Genomic DNA, 14,993 nt, shown 5'->3' on the forward strand with positions numbered 1-14,993 from the left:
GAACGACGACCTGACGTACGTACGACCTCACGTACGACGTCGGTGAGCCGTAGGTGAGGCCCGGCACCCCTCGGGGGTGCCGGGCCTTCCCGCGTCCCCGGCTGCTTCGGTGGGGCTACTTCTCCAGGTCGTCGAGCGCGCCCAACTGCCCCATCAGCCCCAGCCGGTCGTACTCCCACCAGCCCTCGACGATCTTCCCTTCGGAAGAGCACCGCTGCACGTACGTCCCCGTCATCCGGACCCTCCGCCCACTGCCCGGAATTCCGAGGAAGTCCCCGTGGTGGGTCGCGTTCCAGGTCCACCTCGTGCAGACCCGGTCACCCTGGGCGATCTGGTCCTCCACGGTGAACTCGAAGTCGAACCCGCCCCGCCACATCTCGACGGTCCGCCGGAACGCGTCCATCCCGATCGCGTCCGGCTCGTCGGAGGGAACGTGGTCGTGATAGTCCTCCACGAGCAGATCGTCGAGCGGCGGCAGTTCGCCCTCCGAGGCGATGGTCGCCAGGAACCGCCGCGCGGTGGCCGCGTACAACTGCTCGTCGCGCACCACGTCCAGATCCGTGAACGTGGGCACCTCGTCGCACAGCGCCACCATCTCCTGGAAGATCCGGTCCGTCTCCGGCAGCTTGGAGTTCCGCATCGCCTCCTCGTACGACGGAAACTCCACGATCTCCACGAAGTGCGCCCCGTCCGACCGGTCCTTCCCGATCACACTGTGCGTCGCCGTCCGCCTGCCCCTGGTCTGCTCGACCCAGTTCTCCATCAGCCGGTTCATCTCATCGAACCGACTGGTCCTGCAGTCGATGAGCTGCATGAATGTCATGATGCGCCGCCTCCGACCCCCCTGGGTCCGGATGAACGACTCCATTGTCCCGCGACGCCCTCCGCCTCACCCGCCGACGCCGCGACCACGGCTACTGCGGCCCGTACTTCCGCCCCGTCTTCGAGCTGATCCCGCCCAGCAGCCCGCGCGGTACCACCTTCACCACGCCCATCAGGGCCTTGTAGCGGGGGTCGGGGATGGAGACGGTTCTGCCGCGGGAGAGGTCGGTGAGGGCGGCGGTGACGAGTTTGTCGGCGTCGAGCCACATCCAGGACGGGATGTTGTCGGTGCCCATGCCGGCCCGGTCGTGGAACTCGGTGCGGACGAAGCCGGGGCACAGGGCCATGAGACGGACCCCGGTGCCGGCCAGATCACGCGCCGCGCCCTGGGTGAACTGCACGACCCAAGCCTTCGACGCCCCGTACGTGCCGCGCGGCACGAACGCCGCGACCGACGCCACGTTCACCACACCGCCCCGGCCCCGCTCCCGCATGGCCTCCGTCGCCGCCGACGTCAGACGCAGCACCGCCTCGCAGTGCACCTTGAGCATTCGCAGCTCATCGGCCATGGAGACATCGAGATAGCGGCCCTTGTTGCCGAAGCCGGCGTTGTTGATCAGCAGATCGACCGGGTTCCTGCGGTCGGCCAGCCGCCCCGCCACCGCCTCGATGCCGTCGTCCGTCGCGAGGTCGGCCGTCAGCACCTCCGCCTCGATGCCGTGCCGGTCGTGCAGTTCGGTCGCCTGCTCCCGCAGCCGCTTGGTGTCGCGCGCCACCAGCACCAGGTTGTGCCCGTCCGCCGCCAGCCGCCGCGCGAACGCGGCACCGATCCCCGCGGTCGATCCCGTAATCAGAGCCGTTGTCATGGCGCAAGCGTAGTGACCGGGACTGTGCGCATCCGTTTGCTCCACCGCACGTTCACCAGCGGCTTCGGGGACCTCTCCCCGAACACCCGCACCGGCACGGCGGCTTCACACGCCCCTCTCCCCGACCGGCCCGTCACCCCTGTGCCGCCACGTACTTCCGCGCGATCTCCCGCAGCTCCGGATGCAGTGCCTCACCCGCCTCCAACAGCCTTGGCAGCAGGCTGCGTTGGTTCATCGTGGCGCGGAACGAGAGAGCCACGGTGATGTCGTGGTCGGGGCGGTGGACGATCTCGATCGGATCGCCCGCGCGGATCTCGCCCGCCCGGATCACCCGCAGATACGCTCCCGGCGCGCCCTGCTGAGTGAAGCGCTTGACCCAGCCCGGCTCACCCAGATGCTGCTGGAAGGTGAGACACGGGACGCGGCCGGAGGTGATCTCCAGGATCACCTCGGAGCCGATCCGCCAGCGCTCGCCGATGAGCGCGCCGGAGACATCGACGCCCTCGGTGGTGAGGTTCTCGCCGAAGGCCCCGTTCGGCAGCGCACGCTCCAGTTCGCGCTCCCAGCCGTCCAGGTCCTCGCGGGCGAAGGCGTAGACCGCCTGGTCGTCGCCGCCGTGGTGCTCGGTGTTGCACACCGCGTCCCCGGCCACCCCGCTCGCGCCGACCCCCTTCGGCCCAGGCGCGAACACCCGCACCGGCCCGTCCACCGGCCGCTTGTCGATGCCCGTGAACCGCTTCGACTCCACCACGACGTCGACGGCCTTGGGGCGTCCCACATTCAGTGACAGAAGCTTCATACGGGCACGGTAGGCGGCCGAGGGTCAAAGCGTCGACGCGATATTCGGAACGGTGTCCAAGCTCCGCTTATGCTCGGTCCCGTGATCGAGGCCCGCCATCTCCGTGTCCTGCGCGCCGTCGCCGCCACCGGCTCCTTCTCGGCGGCCGGACGCGAACTCGGCTGCACCCAGCCCGCCGTCAGCCAGCAGATCAAGGCGCTCGAATCCTCCGTCGGCACCCCGCTGCTGGTCCGCGGCGCCCGGGAGATGCGGCTGACCCAGGCGGGCGAGGCCCTGGTGCGGCACGCGGCCGGGATCCTCGCCGGACTCACCGCGGCCGAGGAGGAGGTCGCCGCCATCGCCGGGCTGCGCGCCGGGCGGGTCCGTCTGGTCTCCTTCCCCAGCGGCAGTTCCACCCTCGTCCCCACCGCCCTGGCCGCCCTGCGCGCCGACCACCCCGGCACCCGGGTCTCCCTGGAGGAGGCCGAACCCCCGCGCTCGGTCGAACTCCTCCGCGAGGGCGACTGCGACATCGCGCTCGCCTTCCGCTACGAGGGCGCGGAGGAGAAGGAGGGGAAGGGGGAGAAGGAGCGGAAGGGGGAGAAGAGGGAGAAGGGGAAGGTGGGGGAGTGGGACGAGCTGGTCGTGCGTCCGCTGCTCATGGACCGGCTCGTCGGCCTCGTACCCGAGGGGCACCGGCTGGCGCGTACGGCGTCCGTCGGCATCGGGGAACTCGCCGGGGAACCCTGGATCGCCGGCTGCCCGCGCTGCCGGGGGCAATTGGTGCGAGTGTGCGAGAGCGCGGGCTTCACGCCCCGTATCGACTTCGCGACCGACGACTACCCGGCGGTGGTCGGTCTGGTGGGCGCGGGCCTCGGCGTCGCCGTCCTGCCGGAGCTGGCCATCGGGTCCGTACGCACCGAGGGGGTGCGGACGGTGGCGGTCGAGCCGGCGGTGCGCCGGGAGATCGTGGCGCTCACGCTGCCGGACCTGGCTCTGGTGCCGGCGGTCGCGGCGACGCTGGACCGGCTGGCCGGAGCGGCCGAGCGGTAGCGCGGCGGCGCGCACGCCCGCCTCAGAAAAAACGTTCCTTCAGGTGTTCGAACCGGTGTCGCCCCCCGGTGCGGACGCGGACGCCGTCACCAGCCGGTGGCGCGCCCTGCCCATGAGTTCCTCGCGCTCGTCCTCGGTCAGCCCGCCCCACACGCCGTACGGCTCGCGCACCGCGAGGGCGTGGGCCGCGCACTGCGCGCGGACCGGGCATCTCATGCAGACCTCTTTGGCCGAGTTCTCACGAGCGCTCCGTGCCGCACCGCGTTCTCCTTCGGGGTGGAAGAAGAGTGAGCTGTCCACCCCGCGGCAGGCCGCGAGGAGCTGCCAGTCCCACAGATCAGCGTTCGGACCGGGAAGGCGGGAGAAATCTGCCATTACGTGTCCCCTTGTTGCCGTTCTGGTAGGAGATGTTGCCCATGACCGTACATCGACTATCTAAGGAGATGAAAATATGACTCATTGCGAATCTAGCCTCAGACACCAACAAATGGGAAGAAAAACGGCTGAATGGGGCATAGGTTGTGGTGAAACGTTGAGGGTCCGTTGTGCATGTCTGCACCGTGTGCGCGCCCTCACGTAGAGTGCCGAAGGTGACCAGCCATCCCGTAACTCTTTCGAGTGACCGTCGTTGAGACGGGCGGAGGCGGTTGAAAGAACAAGCGCTCGGGCAGGCGTTCGTGTCCGCTCGTGAGTGTCGACCGCACAGGTGACGATTTCGTACCAGCCTGGAGGCTCAAGGTGACGCGCATCAGCTGCGGAGGGCGGCCATGACATCCGTCCTCGTCTGCGACGACTCCCCGCTTGCCCGAGAGGCGCTGCGCCGCGCGGTGGCCACCGTGCCCGGCGTCGAGCGCGTGACCACGGCGGCCAACGGCGAGGAAGTCCTCCGCCGCTGGGGGGCCGACCGCTCGGACCTGATTCTGATGGACGTACGCATGCCCGGTCTGGGCGGCGTCGAGACCGTACGGCGGCTGCTCTCGGCCGACCCCGGGGCACGCATCATCATGCTCACCGTCGCCGAGGACCTGGACGGTGTGGCCCTCGCGGTCGCCGCCGGCGCCCGGGGCTATCTGCACAAGGACGCCTCCCGCGCGGAGCTGCGGGCCACGGTGACGCAGGCCCTCGCCGACCCGACCTGGCGACTCGCCCCGCGCCGGTTGCGCTCCGCCGAGATGGGCGCCGCGCCCACGCTCACCGCGCGCGAGATCCAGGTGCTGGAGGGCATGAGCCACGGGCGTTCCAACGCCGAGATCGGTCGCGAGCTGTTCCTCTCCGAGGACACCGTCAAGACCCACGCCCGGCGCCTGTTCAAGAAGCTCGGCGCCTCGGACCGCGCGCACGCGGTGGCGCTCGGCTTCCGCTGGGGCCTGGTTCGCTAGGTGAGCCGCGACGGGGGTTCGGGAATCCCCGCCTGCCGCGAGGCGGGCGGGGGCGCTTACCGCCAGGTGAGCCGGGGTGCTCACGCCGGGGTGAGCGCGCCCGCGCGGGTGCCCGCTGCTCGTTTCGCCGCGGATGCCGCATCCTTGAGGTGTGGAGTTCCTCGGGGAGCAGTCGAACGAGCGGGAGGGGAGGGCGCAGGAGATGACTTCCGGCGCGCCTGCTCATAACGCTTCGGTGCACAACCATGGACGTGGCGCCACGGACCGGACGGCCGCAAGGCACCATGGACCGATGCGCGACGACGAGACGACAGTGATCGGTGCGCTCGTGCATCGCGCGGTCGACGGGGACGAGCAGGCCACGCACGATCTGCTCGCCCATGTCCACCCCCTGGCGCTGCGCTACTGCCGCACCCGGCTGTCCCGGCTGCCCGGCGGCGCACGGCACTTCGTGGAGGACCTGGCGCAGGAGGTCTGTGTCGCCGTTCTCCTCGCGCTGCCGCGCTACAAGGACACCGGCCGGCCGTTCGAGGCGTTCGTCTTCGCCATCGCCGGCCACAAGGTCGCCGACCTGCAGCGCGCCGCGATGCGCCACCCCGGGTCGACGGCAGTGCCCTCCGACGAGATGCCGGAGCGCCCCGACGACTCCCTGGGCCCCGAGGAACGCGCCCTGCTCAGCAGCGACGCCGAGTGGGCCAAGAAACTCCTGGCCAACCTCCCCGAGAACCAGCGGGAGCTGCTGCTGCTGCGTATCGCGGTGGGGCTCACCGCCGAGGAGACCGGACAGATGCTGGGCATGTCACCGGGCGCGGTCCGGGTCGCCCAGCACCGGGCGCTCAGCAGACTCCGGGCGCTGGCGGAGCAGTAGCCGCACCAGCCCCACGGCTCCACAGGGCGCCCCGCGTGAACAGGCGGGGCGCCTTTTCCGTACGAACATACGAAGCCCGGCCGTACTTCGTACCGTGGAATGTGTGCCCCGTGCTTCCCGTTAGCATGGACATCCGCACCGATCAAGGCCATTTGGGGAAGGTGTCATGACTGCCAACGTCGACGGAGTGCCCGACAAATTCGCGATGCTCGGGCTGACCTACGACGACGTGCTGCTGTTGCCGGGCGCGTCGGACATGGCACCCGACGAGATCGACACCGCCTCGTACGTCTCCAGGAACGTGCGGGTGAACATCCCGCTCCTGTCGGCCGCGATGGACAAGGTCACCGAGTCCCGCATGGCCATCGCCATGGCCCGGCAGGGTGGCGTCGGCGTGCTGCACCGCAACCTCTCCATCGAGGACCAGGCCAACCAGGTCGACCTGGTGAAGCGCTCCGAGTCCGGCATGGTCGCCGACCCGATCACCGTGCATCCGGACGCCACGCTCGGCGAGGCCGACGCGCTGTGCGCCAAGTTCCGCATCAGCGGTGTGCCCGTGACCGACGGCAACAAGAAGCTGCTCGGCATCGTCACCAACCGCGACATGGCCTTCGAGTCCGACCGCTCGCGTCAGGTCCGCGAGGTCATGACGCCGATGCCGCTGGTCACCGGCAAGGTCGGCATCTCCGGCGTCGAGGCCATGGAGCTGCTGCGCAAGCACAAGATCGAGAAGCTTCCGCTGGTCGACGACGCGGGCATCCTCAAGGGCCTCATCACGGTCAAGGACTTCGTCAAGGCCGAGAAGTACCCGAACGCCGCGAAGGACGGCGAGGGCCGGCTCCTCGTCGGCGCGGCCGTCGGTGTCGCCGGTGACGCCTTCGAGCGCGCCCAGGCACTCATCGAGGTCGGCGTCGACTTCATCGTCGTCGACACCGCCCACGGCCACTCCCGGCTGGTCGGCGACATGGTCGCCAAGATCAAGTCGAACTCCTCGGGCGTCGACGTCATCGGCGGCAACATCGCCACGCGCGACGGCGCCCAGGCCCTGATCGACTCCGGTGTGGACGGCATCAAGGTCGGCGTCGGCCCCGGCTCCATCTGTACCACCCGGGTCGTCGCCGGTATCGGCGTCCCGCAGGTCACCGCCATCTACGAGGCCTCCCTCGCCGCCAAGGAGGCCGGTATCCCGGTCATCGGCGACGGTGGCCTGCAGTACTCCGGCGACATCGCCAAGGCCCTGGTCGCGGGCGCCGACACCGTGATGCTGGGCTCGCTGCTCGCCGGCTGCGCCGAGTCGCCGGGCGAGCTGCTGTTCATCAACGGCAAGCAGTTCAAGTCGTACCGCGGCATGGGCTCCCTGGGCGCCATGCAGTCGCGCGGCGACCGCAAGTCGTTCTCCAAGGACCGCTACTTCCAGGAGGGCGTCGCCTCCGACGAGCAGCTCGTCCCCGAGGGCATCGAGGGCCAGGTGCCCTACCGCGGCCCGCTCTCCTCGGTCGTCCACCAGCTCGTCGGCGGCCTGCGCCAGTCGATGTTCTACGTCGGCGGCCGTACCGTCCCGGACCTCCAGGCCCATGGCCGGTTCGTCCGGATCACCTCCGCGGGGCTCAAGGAGAGCCACCCGCACGACATCCAGATGACCGTCGAGGCGCCGAACTACAGCCGTAAGTAACAGCCGCGAGTAACAGTCGCAGGTAGTCGGCACACTGCTCCAGGGCGGTTCCGGGGACTCCGGAACCGCCCTCGGCGTGCCCGTCGGCGATACTGGTAGACGCTGAACGCATCAGGGAAAGGCCACAGACGTGACTGAGATCGAGATCGGGCGCGGCAAGCGCGGCCGCCGGGCGTACGCCTTCGACGACATCGCCGTCGTCCCCAGCCGCCGTACGCGGGACCCGAAGGAGGTCTCGATCGCCTGGCAGATCGACGCCTACCGCTTCGAGCTGCCGTTCCTGGCCGCCCCGATGGACTCGGTCGTCTCCCCGGCCACCGCGATCCGCATCGGCGAGCTGGGCGGCCTCGGCGTCCTCAACCTCGAAGGGCTGTGGACGCGGTACGAGGACCCGCAGCCGCTGCTCGACGAGATCACCGGGCTGCCCGACGAGGCCGCGACCCGCCGCCTCCAGGAGATCTACGCCGCTCCCATCAAGGAGGAGCTGATCGGGCAGCGCATCAAGGAGGTGCGCGACTCGGGCGTCGTGACCGCCGCCGCGCTCTCGCCGCAGCGCACCGCCCAGTTCTCCAAGGCCGTCGTGGACGCGGGCGTCGACATCTTCGTCATCCGGGGTACGACCGTGTCGGCGGAGCATGTCTCCGGTTCGCACGAGCCGCTGAACCTGAAGCAGTTCATCTACGAGCTGGACGTCCCCGTGATCGTCGGCGGCTGCGCCACCTACACGGCCGCCCTGCACCTGATGCGCACCGGCGCGGCCGGTGTCCTCGTCGGCTTCGGCGGCGGCGCGGCGCACACCACGCGCAACGTCCTCGGCATCCGGGTCCCGATGGCGACCGCGGTGGCCGATGTCGCCGCCGCCCGCCGGGACTACATGGACGAGTCCGGCGGCCGGTACGTCCACGTCATCGCGGACGGCGGTGTCGGCTGGTCCGGCGACATCCCCAAGGCGATCGCCTGCGGCGCGGACGCGGTGATGATGGGCTCCCCGCTGGCCCGCGCCACGGACGCGCCCGGCAAGGGCAACCACTGGGGCATGGAAGCGGTGAACGAGGAGCTGCCGCGCGGCAAGAAGGTCGACCTGGGGACTGTGGGGACGATCGAGGAGGTCCTCACCGGGCCCTCCCACACGCCCGACGGCTCCATGAACCTCTTCGGCGCGCTGCGGCGGGCGATGGCCACGACCGGGTACAGCGAACTGAAGGAGTTCCAGCGGGTCGAGGTCACGGTGGCGGACTCGCAGCACATGCGGTGACGTGACGCCGCGCTCGGCTTGAGCGGGGTTCGGGGCTCGGTCGCCTTCGGGTGACCGGGCCCTTTTGTGTGCCCAAGTGGGGTGGTGGGGGCGTGAGTTGTGGGCGTGGGGGCGCGTGGGGGTGTTGGGGACGAATGTGGGCCGAATGGGCGTAGCCGGGCGATAGCGTTCGTGTCCGGCGCCCCAGTTCGGCTGGGAGCCCCCTTCCAAGGACCTGGTCCGGACCCCGCCCTCGGGGCCCGGCCCGATTCCGACGGACCGCCTACCGGGTCAATGGGCGGTGTCGTGGAAGGGGGCGCCCATGGGACGTCACCGCAAGCCCACCCGCTGGGACCGAGTCCGTCTTCGGATGGTGAAGTGCCGGAGGAGGTGGATTTTGCGGCTTTTCGGATGGTGAGTGTCCGCCCCTATACCAACTAGGGGCGGACACTCCGTGAACCATCCAGGAGCCTGCCGCAGTACCCCCTGCGGTGGGCTCCACCTTGTTGGTGAGATGTTGAGCGGCCGTCCCCATACGGACTAGGGGCGGACACTCCGTGATCCATCCAGGAGCCTGCCGCAGGGCCTACTACGGTGGGCTTCACCTGTTCCGTACGGTACCGGGGTGGGGCGCCGTCTGCCACCAGCCCCGGAGGCCGGGGCTGTGTCGCGCGCCCCCTCTCACAACCTGTGCGCCGCCCCCGTGGGTGTGGCCCCCCGCGTGTCCAGCAGGAGTTGTGCCTTCACCGACAGGCCCTGGAGGTCGTACGTGCGGTGTTGCTGGAGGAGGATCGTCAGGTCGGCGTCGGCGGTGGCCTCGTAGAGGGAGTCGGCGCGGGGGATGGGGCGGTCGAGGACGCTCCAGGTGGGGACGTGCGGGTCGTGGTAGCTGACGTGGGCGCCGAGTTCGATGAGGCGGCGGGCGATCTCGTCGGCGGGGGTGCCCTGTTGGTCGGGGACGTCGGGCTTGTAGGTGACGCCGAGGAGCAGGACGCGGGCGCCACGGGCCGACTTGCCGTGCTCGTTGAGGAGGGTGGCGGCGCGCTGGACGACGTACTGGGGCATGCGGTGGTTGACCCGCTGGGCCAGTTCGACCATGCGCAGCGAGCGGGGCGCGTGGCCTGAGAGGTCCTGGGGGAGGGCGTGGCCTCCGACGCCGGGGCCGGGGCGGAAGGCCTGGAAGCCGAAGGGTTTCGTCTCGGCGCAGCGGATGACGTCCCAGAGGTCGACGTTCAGGTCGTGGCAGAGGGCGGCCATCTCGTTGACCAGGGCGATGTTGACATGGCGGTAGTTGGTCTCCAGGAGGTGGACGGTCTCCGCCTCGCGCAGGCCACGCGCGCGTACCACCTTGTCGGTGAGGCGGCCGTAGAAGGCCGCCGCCGATTCCGTGCAGGCGGAGGTGAGGCCGCCGATCACCTTGGGGGTGTTGGCGGGGCCGAAGTCGCGGTTGCCGGGGTCCACGCGCGCGGGGGAGTACGCGAGGTGGAAGTCGCGGCCCGCGCGGAGCCCCGAGCCCTCTTCGAGGAGGGGGCGCAGGAGTTCCTCGGTGGTGCCCGGGGGGACCGGGGACTCCAGGATGACCGTGGTGTGCGGGCGCAGCCGGGCGGCCAGGGTGCGGGCGGCCTCCTCGACCTGGGTGAGGTCGGGCGAGCCGTCGGCGCCCGGAGAGGTGGGGGCGCAGATGACCGCCGTACGGACCCGGCCGAGTTCGGCGGGGCTGGTGGTGGGCTTGAAGCCGCGGGCCAGCATGCGGCGCAGTTCGCCGGGGGTGAGGGAGCCGGAGTCGGGGCCGGTGCGGTAACCGAGCGTGGGGATGCCGGCGGCGACGGCGGCCTGGGCCAGCGGCAGCCCCAATTGGCCGAGTCCGATGACGGCGAGATCTGCGGGCATGGCGTGTGGCCGTCCTTCCCAATAACCGAAGCGGGACAGGCGCGCAAGCCCGGTGGACTGGATGAGCGAGCGCAATGTCACACTAGGAGTAAATATGACCGATATGCGGGATTGCGAAATTCTTTTTCTGTGCGCGTCCTGCGGAGTTATCCACAAGCTGCGGGCGGGTGGTGGCCGAAGTCGGGCAACACGGTCAGAATTCTGGGCAGGGGAGACGGATGGGGTCGGTGCGACGGACAGCGGGAGGCAGCGGTGAGGACAGCGGCACTGGGACCGGCGCAACGAGCCGAGTCACTGGCGGGTATGGCCGAGCGCGAGCTGGACGTGCTGGTCGTGGGTGGTGGCGTGGTCGGCGCGGGCACGGCTCTGGACGCCGTGACCCGCGGTCTGTCCACGGGGCTGGTCGAGGCGCGTGACTGGGCGTCGGGCACCTCCAGCCGGTCCAGCAAACTGATCCACGGCGGGCTGCGCTATCTGGAGATGCTCGACTTCGCCCTCGTCCGCGAGGCGTTGAAGGAGCGCGGGCTGCTGCTGGAGCGTCTGGCGCCGCATCTGGTGAAGCCCGTGCCGTTCCTCTATCCCCTGCAGCACAAGGGCTGGGAGCGGTGGTACGCGGGCTCGGGCGTCGCGATGTACGACGCGATGTCCATGGCGCGCGGGCACGGGCGGGGGCTGCCGGTCCACCGTCATCTGAGCCGCCACCACGCCCTGCGGATCGCGCCCTGCCTGAAGAAGGACGCGCTGGTCGGGGCGCTGCAGTACTACGACGCCCAGATGGACGACGCGCGGTACGTGGCGACCATGGTGCGCACGGCCGCGTCCTACGGGGCGAAGGTCGCCAACCGCGCGCGGGTGACCGGGTTCCTGCGGGAGGGCGAGCGGGTCGTCGGGGCCAGGGTGCAGGACGTCGAGGGCGGCGGGGAGTACGAGATCCGCGCCCGGCAGGTGGTGAACGCGACCGGGGTGTGGACCGACGACACCCAGGCGATGGTCGGCGAGCGCGGGCAGTTCCACGTCCGGGCCTCCAAAGGCATCCATCTGGTCGTACCGAAGGACCGGATCCACTCCACGTCCGGGCTGATCCTGCGCACCGAGAAGTCCGTGCTGTTCGTGATCCCCTGGGGGCGGCACTGGATCGTGGGGACCACGGACACCGACTGGGATCTCGACAAGGCGCACCCGGCGGCGTCCAGCGCGGACATCGACTATCTGCTGGAGCATGTGAACTCGGTGCTGGCGGTGCCGTTGACGCGGGACGACGTGCAGGGGGTGTACGCCGGGCTGCGGCCGTTGCTGGCCGGTGAGTCGGACGCCACGAGCAAGCTCTCGCGGGAGCACATCGTGGCGCATCCGGTGCCGGGGCTGGTGGTGGTGGCCGGCGGCAAGTACACGACGTACCGGGTCATGGCCAAGGACGCGGTGGACGCGGCCGTGCACGGGCTGGATCAGCGGGTCGCGGAGTGTGTCACCGAGGATGTGCCGCTGCTGGGAGCGGAGGGATACCGGGCGCTGTGGAACGCGCGGGCGCGGATCGCGGCGAGTACGGGGCTTCATGTGGTGCGCGTGGAGCATCTGTTGAACCGGTACGGGTCGGCGACCGAGGAGGTGCTCGATCTGATCGCGGCCGATCCGTCGATGGGGGAGCCGTTGCGGGCGGCCGACGACTATCTGCGGGCCGAGGTGGTGTACGCGGCCTCGCACGAGGGGGCGCGGCATCTCGACGACGTGCTGACGCGGCGGACCCGGATCTCGATCGAGACGTTCGACCGGGGGACGCGGAGTGCGCGGGAGGCCGCGGAGTTGATGGCTCCGGTGCTCGGGTGGGACGCGGACCAGATCGAGCGGGAGGTGCAGCACTATGAGAAGAGGGTGGAGGCGGAGCGGGAGTCGCAGCGGCAGCCGGACGATCTGACGGCGGACGCGGCCCGGTTGGGGGCGCCGGACATCGTGCCGTTGTAGCCCCCGCTCGTCGCCCTTCGGGCCCGTCCTCCGACGCCGGACGGGCCGAAATGGGCTGGGCGCGGCCGGATTGTGATGGGCCGTGGCTGGTTGAGGGGGCCCAGGGCGTGGGGTGGTTGTCGGGTGGGTGACAATGGAGGCTCTGTCAGGGCGGGTTGTATGAGGGGACGCATGTCGGAGGCGGAGCGGGCTGGGGATTCCCGTCAGGACAAGGACGCACGTCTCCTCGCCGGGCGGTACCGGCTGGGAGGGGTGCTCGGTCGCGGCGGCATGGGCACGGTGTGGCGTGCCGAGGACGAGACGTTGGGCCGTACGGTCGCCGTCAAGGAGTTGAGGTTCCCGTCGAGCATCGACGCGGACGAGAAGCGGCGGCTGATCACACGCACGCTGCGCGAGGCCAAGGCGATCGCCCGGATCCGTAACAACGCCGCGGTGACGGTGTTCGACGTCGTGCACGAGGACGACCGGCCGTGGATCGTGATGGAACTCGTCGAGGGCAAGTCGCTCGCCGAGGTCATCCGTGAGGACGGGGTGCTCGAACCGAGGCGGGCCGCCGAGGTGGGGCTCGCCATTCTCGACGTGCTGCGCGCCGCGCACCGCGAGGGCATCCTGCACCGGGACGTGAAGCCGTCGAACGTGCTCATCGACAAGCACGACGGACGGGTCGTCCTCACCGACTTCGGTATCGCCCAGGTCGAGGGCGACCCCTCCATCACCTCGACCGGCATGCTCGTGGGCGCGCCCTCGTACATCTCGCCGGAGCGGGCGCGCGGGCACAAGCCCGGCCCCGCGGCCGACCTGTGGTCGCTCGGCGGTCTGCTCTACGCGGCGGTCGAGGGGGTGCCGCCCTACGACAAGGGGTCGGCCATAGCGACACTGACCGCGGTGATGACCGAGCCGGTGCCGGAGCCCAAGCGCGCCGGGCAGTTGAAGGACGTCATCTTCGGGCTGCTGACCAAGGACCCCGAGCGGCGGCTCGACGACTCCGGCGCGCGGGCGATGCTCAACACCGTCATCCACGCGCCCGACCCCAAGGACGTCGATCCGGTCGACGCGACGCGGGTCGTGCCGTTGCCGCCGGTGCCGGTGCCGGAGGAGCGTCCGAAGAAGGGTGGTTCCGGGGGCGGTTCGGGTTCGGGTTCCGGTTCCGAAAGCAAGGGCGGTGAGCGGGCGCGGGCGCCTCGGTGGTCCATGCGGAAGGGGGCGGCCGGGGCGGGTGCCGGTGTCGGCGGCGCGGCCGTCGGGTCGGGGTCCGTCGCGTCCGGGGCTGTCGGTTCCGGTTCCGGTGTCGGATCTTCCGGTTCCGGTGCGGGGGGTGCGAAGGCTTCGGCGGCCGGCGCCCCGGCGGTCGTGACCACCCGGTCCGCCTCCGTCGGCGTGGCGTCGGGTGCCGATGCCGCGAAGGCCGGTGCTGGTTCGGGGCGGACCGCGGGCAAGCCGGCGGCCGGGGTGCCCGGTCCGCGTGGCGCCGGTGGTGGCGCGGGCGTCGGTGCGGGGAACTCCGCCTCGGCGGGGCGGACTTCCGGGTGGCCGGAGATGCCGCCGCCGGATCTGCCGCCGCGGCCGGTGCCCAAGGCGCCCATCACGGACGTGGTCTCGCGGCGGACGCTGGCCGTCATCGCGGTGGCCGTGGTGCTGGCCGTCCTCGGCACCGTCCTGGCGCTCACCCTCGGTGGCGACGACAGCGGTTCGAACGACAGCAAGGGCGCCGACACCAAGGCGGCAGCGTCCAGCGGTGCGGCGTCGGGGAGCGACGCCGACAGCAAGGACGCGGGCGACGACACGGACAAGGACACGGGCACGGACAAGGGCTCCGACCCCAGTCCGGACGGGGACACCACGGACGAGGCCGGCGGTTCGGGCGGGTCCGGGGGCAGCTCGCCGAGCCCCTCGGGCGGGTCGAACGGCTCGGTCAGCGGTGACGGCTCCGGTGCCTCGGGGGACATCGCGACCGAGACGTACAAGAGCGGTCAGGGGTTCTCCATCGGGCTGCCCGACGGATGGAAGTACCAGTCCACGGACGCGGCGGGCGCCCGGTTCTCCGGTCCCGACGGACAGCGGCTGCTCGTCGGGTGGACGACCACCCCGAAGAACGACCCGGTCGCGGACTGGAAGAACCAAGAGCGGTACATGACGCGCTCGCAGTACAAGCGGATTCGAATAGAGGCGGTGGACTACCGGGGCTGGAACGCGGCCGACTGGGAGTTCACCTATGTGGAGAGCGGCACGAAGAACCGGTCGATCGACCGTGGATTCGTCGTCGACTCACAGCAGGGATACGCGCTGATGTACACGGCGAAGGCGTCGAAGTGGAGCGGTGAGCTGCGCAAGGACACCTGGAAGACGTTCACGGGGACGTTCGAACCGAAGTCGTGAGGCGGTGTGCGCAGGGGCGCGTGACGGTGAGTGTTGTGCGCCGGTGCGTTCGAGGCCCTGACCGTGTGCGGTTTCGTGCCTCAGCTCGGGGTGCCG

At 70.5% G+C, this 14,993-nt stretch carries 12 protein-coding genes; 7 read left to right on the forward strand and 5 right to left on the reverse strand.

The annotated features are described in order from the left end of the window. Positions 1-115: 115 nt before the first annotated feature. The 3 genes from F9278_RS30970 to F9278_RS30980 all read right to left on the reverse strand — a co-directional run bounded on the left by F9278_RS30970 (position 116) and on the right by F9278_RS30980 (position 2,487). Positions 116-823, reverse strand: a complete 708-nt coding sequence (locus F9278_RS30970; RefSeq protein ID WP_152171234.1) for an ester cyclase — start codon at positions 821-823, stop codon at positions 116-118. Between the two features lie 91 nt (positions 824-914). After that, positions 915-1,688 (reverse strand): SDR family NAD(P)-dependent oxidoreductase, encoded by a 774-nt coding sequence (locus F9278_RS30975; RefSeq protein WP_152171235.1) that lies wholly within the window; start codon positions 1,686-1,688, stop codon positions 915-917. Between the two features lie 133 nt (positions 1,689-1,821). Beyond that, positions 1,822-2,487 (reverse strand): MOSC domain-containing protein, encoded by a 666-nt coding sequence (locus F9278_RS30980; RefSeq protein ID WP_193241709.1) that lies wholly within the window; start codon positions 2,485-2,487, stop codon positions 1,822-1,824. A gap of 81 nt (positions 2,488-2,568) precedes the next feature. On the opposite strand from F9278_RS30980, the gene F9278_RS30985 reads away from it, so the two are divergent. After that, positions 2,569-3,519, forward strand: a complete 951-nt coding sequence (locus F9278_RS30985) for a LysR family transcriptional regulator (RefSeq protein WP_152171236.1) — start codon at positions 2,569-2,571, stop codon at positions 3,517-3,519. A 39-nt stretch (positions 3,520-3,558) separates the two neighbouring features. Here F9278_RS30985 and F9278_RS30990 read toward each other — a convergent pair whose 3' ends face one another. Continuing rightward, the gene (locus tag F9278_RS30990; RefSeq protein WP_152171237.1) at positions 3,559-3,894 is read right to left on the reverse strand and encodes a WhiB family transcriptional regulator; all 336 of its coding nucleotides are present in this window, start codon (positions 3,892-3,894) and stop codon (positions 3,559-3,561) included. Between the two features lie 392 nt (positions 3,895-4,286). Here F9278_RS30990 and F9278_RS30995 point away from each other — a divergent pair, with 392 nt between their 5' ends. From F9278_RS30995 to F9278_RS31010, 4 genes are all read left to right on the forward strand, one after another. Then, a complete protein-coding gene (locus F9278_RS30995) occupies positions 4,287-4,898 on the forward strand; it encodes a response regulator transcription factor (RefSeq protein WP_003948568.1) in 612 nt (203 codons plus the stop codon). 292 nt (positions 4,899-5,190) lie between these two features. Continuing rightward, on the forward strand, positions 5,191-5,766 hold the full coding sequence (locus F9278_RS31000) for a sigma-70 family RNA polymerase sigma factor (RefSeq protein WP_152171238.1): 576 nt from the start codon (positions 5,191-5,193) through the stop codon (positions 5,764-5,766). A gap of 166 nt (positions 5,767-5,932) precedes the next feature. Continuing rightward, positions 5,933-7,438, forward strand: coding sequence for an IMP dehydrogenase (guaB, locus tag F9278_RS31005; protein ID WP_152171239.1), 1,506 nt, complete (start codon positions 5,933-5,935; stop codon positions 7,436-7,438). A gap of 130 nt (positions 7,439-7,568) precedes the next feature. Beyond that, the gene (locus F9278_RS31010) at positions 7,569-8,693 is read left to right on the forward strand and encodes a GuaB3 family IMP dehydrogenase-related protein (RefSeq protein ID WP_060883593.1); all 1,125 of its coding nucleotides are present in this window, start codon (positions 7,569-7,571) and stop codon (positions 8,691-8,693) included. Between the two features lie 660 nt (positions 8,694-9,353). Here the strand turns inward: F9278_RS31010 and F9278_RS31015 are convergent. Beyond that, entirely contained in the window at positions 9,354-10,562 is a 1,209-nt protein-coding gene (locus F9278_RS31015; protein ID WP_152171240.1) for a nucleotide sugar dehydrogenase, read from the reverse strand. A 252-nt stretch (positions 10,563-10,814) separates the two neighbouring features. On the opposite strand from F9278_RS31015, the gene F9278_RS31020 reads away from it, so the two are divergent. Further along, on the forward strand, positions 10,815-12,521 hold the full coding sequence (locus F9278_RS31020) for a glycerol-3-phosphate dehydrogenase/oxidase (protein WP_152171241.1): 1,707 nt from the start codon (positions 10,815-10,817) through the stop codon (positions 12,519-12,521). Between the two features lie 171 nt (positions 12,522-12,692). Beyond that, on the forward strand, positions 12,693-14,897 hold the full coding sequence (locus F9278_RS31025; protein WP_152171242.1) for a serine/threonine-protein kinase: 2,205 nt from the start codon (positions 12,693-12,695) through the stop codon (positions 14,895-14,897). The last annotated feature ends 96 nt before the right edge of the window (positions 14,898-14,993 follow it).

The sequence above is a fragment of the Streptomyces phaeolivaceus genome (genome assembly GCF_009184865.1).
Lineage (GTDB): Bacteria > Actinomycetota > Actinomycetes > Streptomycetales > Streptomycetaceae > Streptomyces > Streptomyces phaeolivaceus.

What these genes read in the sequence shown, in the direction of transcription:
- F9278_RS30990 (WP_152171237.1), bottom strand. Translation starts at nt 3,894, where the DNA reads ATGGCAGATTTCTCCCGCCTTCCCGGTCCGAACGCTGATCTGTGGGAC.
- F9278_RS30975 (WP_152171235.1), bottom strand. Translation starts at nt 1,688, where the DNA reads ATGACAACGGCTCTGATTACGGGATCGACCGCGGGGATCGGTGCCGCG.
- guaB (WP_152171239.1), top strand. Translation starts at nt 5,933, where the DNA reads ATGACTGCCAACGTCGACGGAGTGCCCGACAAATTCGCGATGCTCGGG.
- F9278_RS31000 (WP_152171238.1), top strand. Translation starts at nt 5,191, where the DNA reads ATGCGCGACGACGAGACGACAGTGATCGGTGCGCTCGTGCATCGCGCG.
- F9278_RS31015 (WP_152171240.1), bottom strand. Translation starts at nt 10,562, where the DNA reads ATGCCCGCAGATCTCGCCGTCATCGGACTCGGCCAATTGGGGCTGCCG.
- F9278_RS30995 (WP_003948568.1), top strand. Translation starts at nt 4,287, where the DNA reads ATGACATCCGTCCTCGTCTGCGACGACTCCCCGCTTGCCCGAGAGGCG.
- F9278_RS30980 (WP_193241709.1), bottom strand. Translation starts at nt 2,487, where the DNA reads ATGAAGCTTCTGTCACTGAATGTGGGACGCCCCAAGGCCGTCGACGTC.
- F9278_RS30970 (WP_152171234.1), bottom strand. Translation starts at nt 823, where the DNA reads ATGACATTCATGCAGCTCATCGACTGCAGGACCAGTCGGTTCGATGAG.
- F9278_RS31025 (WP_152171242.1), top strand. Translation starts at nt 12,693, where the DNA reads ATGTCGGAGGCGGAGCGGGCTGGGGATTCCCGTCAGGACAAGGACGCA.